This window comes from Arthrobacter sp. Hiyo1 (assembly GCF_001263615.2).
Lineage (GTDB): Bacteria > Actinomycetota > Actinomycetes > Actinomycetales > Micrococcaceae > Arthrobacter.
Map to the genome: position 1 here is coordinate 972,731 of NZ_DF952469.1, position 5,181 is coordinate 977,911.

Genomic DNA, 5,181 nt, shown 5'->3' on the forward strand with positions numbered 1-5,181 from the left:
GGGCGCAGGACCCCGGGGTCGTGCGGGGCCGCACGCCGTTGACCACGGACAGCCAGAAGAATCTTAGCTGTTTGTCATTCTGATGCTCGATCATCGCTGGGCGGGTCCTCCGCGCAACCAGGGCGCTTTGCGCCGCTCGCAATCCAAAACTTCGCTCGGCGCTCCGCTTATTTCCTCGCGAACTTTTGGATTGTTCCCGGTTCCCCAAGTTGCACTCCGGCCCCCACGCCCAGCAGCGGTCTCCGTATCAGAACGATGCCGGAACGTAACGGCCACGGCCGGCGCCACCTTGGAAAGAGAAGGACCATAGAAGCGCTCACCATCAAGACCCCTGCCGATGTCCTCCGCTTCATCGGACACACCCTGGGCTTATGGCCGCAGGAAAGCCTTGTCTGCATCACCCGGGACCCCAACCAACATCCGAATGACCCTCCGAATGGATCTCCCGAGGCGTGCCGGCGGCAAACGCGCCTGTGTCCGAACAGTCCCAGGGTATCTCGCCAACGACACGAATGCCCTAGGGCTGTGGAATTCTTGCTGGCCTTGAACGTAGCTAAGGAATCTCAATGATGTTGTCAACCGATCTAGAGCGCCTCTCCGGCACTTCGGTCCGTTGTGGCCGGAGTCACCTGGTTTTCTAGCCCGTCCGGCCAGGGCAGGGCTTGCAGTCCTGATCGGGCGGCTGTTGCGGGAGGCTGCCTGGGACGACGAGAGGCAATGAACTCGTCCGGGAGGACAGATGAACTCCTGAAGGCGTTAACCGTCCTCTCCGGCTTGGGCGAGGAGTTCTTCCAACCAGAGCTAGTTCGTCAGGCCTCACCTTGCGATCTTGCCCACGATCTGGCGGGCTATCAGCCGGTCGATTCCAGGCAGATGGGATGCCCTTATGACCCACCGGCGCAGGAGGCGCTGAGTCCGGTTTGCCGGGAGGAACGACGACGCTGCCCGTCGCCCGGCTGCCTGGGCCTCCTCAACCACGGGTCTCCAGCGTCGCTCGAAGTCGGCGAGGGCCGGGCCGATCCCTTCAGATGTGTTCACGGGTCCGAGGATGTCCCCGAGGAGGGCGGCACCGGCGATGGCAAGTGAGCCGCCTTGACCCGCGAGGAGCGACACGGCCCCGCAGGCGTCCCCCACGAGAACGGTCCCTCCCGTCTGCCAGCCCGGTATGACAACCTGCGCGACAATATCGTCGTACGGATGTTCCGGGCACAGTTCGAGAATCCTGTCGACCGTGTCGCCGAGTCCTGCGAATTCGCGGCGCAGCCGCTCCCGCGGACTCCCGGGCCGCAGGTATCCCAGCGCGTGTGTGCTTTCCCGGTAGACCATGAATACCGCGACCTCGTCCGAGCGGAGGCTGTAAAGCCCTGCGACCCGGTCGATGCTGTCGGTCAGGACGAACCGGTTCCGGAACCGGGCATTCAGGAGCGGTTCGGTCACGATGAATGCGGCCGCACGCATACCCAGGGGCCGCAGGTATTCCTCTTCGGCTCCGAACCCCAGGGCGCGCACGGTGGAATGGATCCCATCGGCGCCGATGAGGACGTCCGCGGCAAGCGTGCAAGGGGAGCCATCGATGGCAACCCGGATCCCGGCATCATCCCGCCACACCCCGGAGACCGGCGCGCCGTAGCGGAGCCGCACCCGGGCGGGGGCCACGTCCTCGAGCGCAGCGAGGGCGGCGCGCTCCATGTCAGGACGCAGGAGGCTCAGGATCTTCCCGCCGGCAAGCCGTGCGAACTGGTCATAGTCGACGCTGCACGCGGGCCGTCCCGTCGGGTCGAGATACTCTGCCTCCTCGACGTGATAGGCAACGGCAGCGAGCCGCGGGTAGAGACCGATCCTCTCCGAGGCCTCCACTCCCGGACCGAAGAAGTCCATCATGTAACCATCGGGGCGCGTAGCTGCCGACTTCTCGAGGAGCTCCACGTCCCAGCCGGCCAAACCGAGCTGGCGGGCGGCGACGAGTCCCGCGATCCCTGCCCCGACAATAACTGCCTTCATCTTCGGTCCCGAATCATCAGTCGAGCCGGGCAGGAGGAGCCCGGGCAGGGTCCCGATGGCCCGTGCTGGCTCATTCTTGACTGTTCTTCCCGTGCCTGTCCAGAGCAAGGATTCATTCCAACGGTTGGGATTCCGGTTGAGAACGGGAGGTCCGGGCGGCTAAGAATCTCCGATTCCGTGTGCTGCCCACTTGCGGCAGAGTCAGGAACAACGGTGCTGTGCCGGTATTGACCCTAGGGGCCTTCTGAGCGGGTTGGGTTTTTACGGCATCGCGCGCCGATTCCCTGCCGGTGCTGAGTGGTAAGCCCGGTTCGGCAGGGCCGGTGCTTACTTGTGCTGTGTTCCGGAACCGGTGCCGGGTTTGCGGAGCGGGTCCACGGTGCCGTCAGTACCGTAGTCGCCCTCTGAATACCGGCCGATCTCGGACTCGGCGGTGCGGCCGGGGGTCGATCCGGTGTCGCCGAAGTCGGCCTTTACATAGCGTCCCGACTCCCTGGCCTTTTCTCCAAGGGGTTCGGGCAGTCCGCCTTCGCTGCCGGCCGCACCGTAATCCCCTTCGATGTATTGGCCTTCCTCGTCGTCCGTATGGCGGCCGCTCTGTATCCCGGCTGAGCCATAGTCGCCTTCGACATATCGGCCCCGCAGGTCTGGTTCTTCTGGCTTCTTCGCCGTGCCCGTCTCATCGACAGTGTCTTCGAAGCTGCTGTTGTCGGTCATGTTCGTGCCTTTCCCGAAACGAACTCCGCGTCTTTCTACAGCGCGCTTTAAGTCTAGCGAGGACCGTTGTTCCGCGACAGGGAACGGTGGCCGGCACGGGAACGCTTTGGCCCATGGATGCCAGGGGAAATCGTTGGTTACCCAAGGCAATCGACTGGTTACCGCAGATCGTTCGCATTACCATGAAATTGCTGGGGTTATCAATTTCCAATGGTGAATCGGATGACTCAAGGAGGCACTCGGAATGAGTGATGTCAGTCCACTAAGGAACGCAGTCCGCAAGGGAAGCGGCCTCAAGCAACTGGGTGGTACTTGGGGTGAACTCCTCGCCGAGTTCCTCGGCACGTTTGTCCTGATCGCTTTCGGCGACGGCGTCGTGGCCATGGCGGTTGCCGCGTTGCCCGGCTCGGGACGGGCCGCGACGTCGACCACGATCTTCATGGCCGCCGGCGACTGGTTGTTGATCACGTGGGGATGGGCCATCGCCGTAACGATGGCAATCTACGTCGGCGGCGGGGTCAGCGGGGCACACATCAATCCGGCCGTGACGGTCGCTTTCGCGGTCCGGCGGAAGTTTCCGTGGAAGAAGGTAGGCCCGTACATCCTTGCCCAGATTGTCGGGGCCTTCGCCGGCGCCGCGCTGGTGTACCTGCTCTACCACGATGCCATCGACGCCTATAACAAGGCTGCCGGCACCGGGCGCTCGGATCCAAAGGGACTGGCGACCTACTCCATTTTCGCCACCTTCCCGGCACCGTACTTCAACGGAAATCCCGTGGGTCCACTGGTCGACCAGATTGTCGGCACGGCTTTCCTCGTCCTGTTCGTCGTGGCCATCATCGACATGCGCAACACGGCCGTACAGGCAAACCTCGGCCCGTTCATGATCGGGCTGGCCGTGGCGGCGATCGGCATGTCCGTGGGCGCGAACGCCGGATACGCCATCAACCCCGCCCGTGACTTCGGACCACGGCTGTTTGCCTGGCTCGCCGGATGGGGACAGACGGCCCTGCCGGGCACCGTTGACGGAGCGTTCAGCTGGTATTTCTGGATCCCGATCGTCGGCCCCCTCGTCGGCGGAGTCATCGGTGTCCTGATCTACGACTGGTTCATCGGGGACGTGCTCCACGCGCGCACCCTGCTGGCGGAACCCACGCTTCCCGGACGGGCGGGCGCAGACATCGCCCCGGCGTCCGAACCGAAACGGGCAGCCTAAAAACAAGGCCAAGCAAGCGGCCACGCCAGCACCGGCCGCGTGGGACCCGGGAGCTGCGAATCGCAGCGTTACGTGGCAGTCCCGACGGCCGTCTGCTGCTGTGCCCTACCTTGCGAAGAGGAGGTTCGGGTACCCCATTCGGTGATTTTGGCGGTTCCACACCTTCCGTGTGGGAGACCTGTGGCAGGCTCCGGGCGACACCATTCATCAATTTACGCCTGCGAACGGAGACCGGCCGGGGCACGTCGATCTTGCATTGAGGTGACTTTGAGCTGTCCACGGCAGGGTTCAATTCGGGTTATCCACGGCGGGAATTCTGGGAGCCATTGAGTAGCTCCCCCGGCCAGCGGTAGCTGTGGGCAACCCTTGAGGAATTGTCCTCGGTTGTGGACAGCAGAAACAGAGCTGCCGGACCGGTACCTTACGTTTGACAACTATAGGAGCGTCGAATGTGCAGGAAAATCACCGTAAGGAAGTAGCTTTTGCGGTGCCCACGATGCTCCTAGGGTTCGCCGAAGTACTCGCTGAAAATCGGGCGGATAGGGCTTACCAGGGCAGCCTGGTCGGTTCGTCGCGTCGGGTGCTCGGCGGGAGCGTGGCGAAGTAGGCGTGAGCCTGGTCAACGGCTTGAGGGTGGGCCCGGCGTTTCTGGTGCTCTGAGCGCCCGGTAGATGCTGGCCATGCTGGGGTTGCGGCCTTTGTGTTTTCCGGCGGGGATGATCAGGTCGAGGCGGATGTCGTGGAGGGAGTCACCGTCCGCGCGGCGGCGCAGCAGGGTGTGCAGCATGTCCTCGGTGATGACCGGGGGCCGGCCTCCGTGGTTTTTCCTGCGGGCCGGGTTGAGGCCTTCGAGGGTGGCTTCGCGGATGTTCTCGCGTTCGGTTTCGGCCATCGCGGCGAAAAACGCGAACAGCACCCTGCCGGTGCCGGCCGGGTCGTAGATCCCGGTGAGTGGCCCGGCGAGGATCTCCAGGGCGATCCCGTGTGCGCTGAGGTGATCGGCCAGCGCGGTCAGCTCGGCGGAATCCCGCCCCAGCCGTTTCATCTCGCAGACGGTCAAGATGACCCGGCAATGCGGGGCATGGACCTTGATCTGCCGGGCTGCCTGCAACGCGGCTTCGAACTTCGGACGCACGCGCAGGTGGCTGGAGACCTTCTCGGCGAAGATCTTTTCGCGCGGAATGCCGTACGCGGCCAGTGCATCGAGCTGGGACTGGAGTTCCCGGGTCGCGTGGGAGCAACGGGCG

At 64.1% G+C, this 5,181-nt stretch carries 4 protein-coding genes; 1 reads left to right on the top strand and 3 read right to left on the bottom strand.

Annotated features, from left to right (window positions below; genetic code table 11):
* Positions 1-816: 816 nt before the first annotated feature.
* Together AHiyo1_RS08785 and AHiyo1_RS08790 are read right to left on the bottom strand one after the other, a co-directional pair.
* Complete coding sequence (locus tag AHiyo1_RS08785; RefSeq protein WP_059388309.1) at positions 817-2,001, bottom strand: FAD-dependent monooxygenase; 1,185 nt, start codon at positions 1,999-2,001, stop codon at positions 817-819.
* Between the two features lie 327 nt (positions 2,002-2,328).
* The gene (locus AHiyo1_RS08790; RefSeq protein ID WP_059388307.1) at positions 2,329-2,718 is read right to left on the bottom strand and encodes a hypothetical protein; all 390 of its coding nucleotides are present in this window, start codon (positions 2,716-2,718) and stop codon (positions 2,329-2,331) included.
* A 244-nt stretch (positions 2,719-2,962) separates the two neighbouring features.
* Here AHiyo1_RS08790 and AHiyo1_RS08795 point away from each other — a divergent pair, with 244 nt between their 5' ends.
* Positions 2,963-3,934 carry an MIP/aquaporin family protein gene (locus AHiyo1_RS08795; RefSeq protein ID WP_059388308.1) on the top strand — a complete coding sequence of 324 codons (972 nt, stop codon included), beginning with the start codon at positions 2,963-2,965 and terminating at the stop codon, positions 3,932-3,934.
* A 619-nt stretch (positions 3,935-4,553) separates the two neighbouring features.
* Here AHiyo1_RS08795 and AHiyo1_RS08800 read toward each other — a convergent pair.
* Positions 4,554-5,181, bottom strand: a 628-nt coding sequence (locus AHiyo1_RS08800; RefSeq protein ID WP_216363158.1) for a recombinase family protein, incomplete at its 5' end; no start/stop codon positions are given.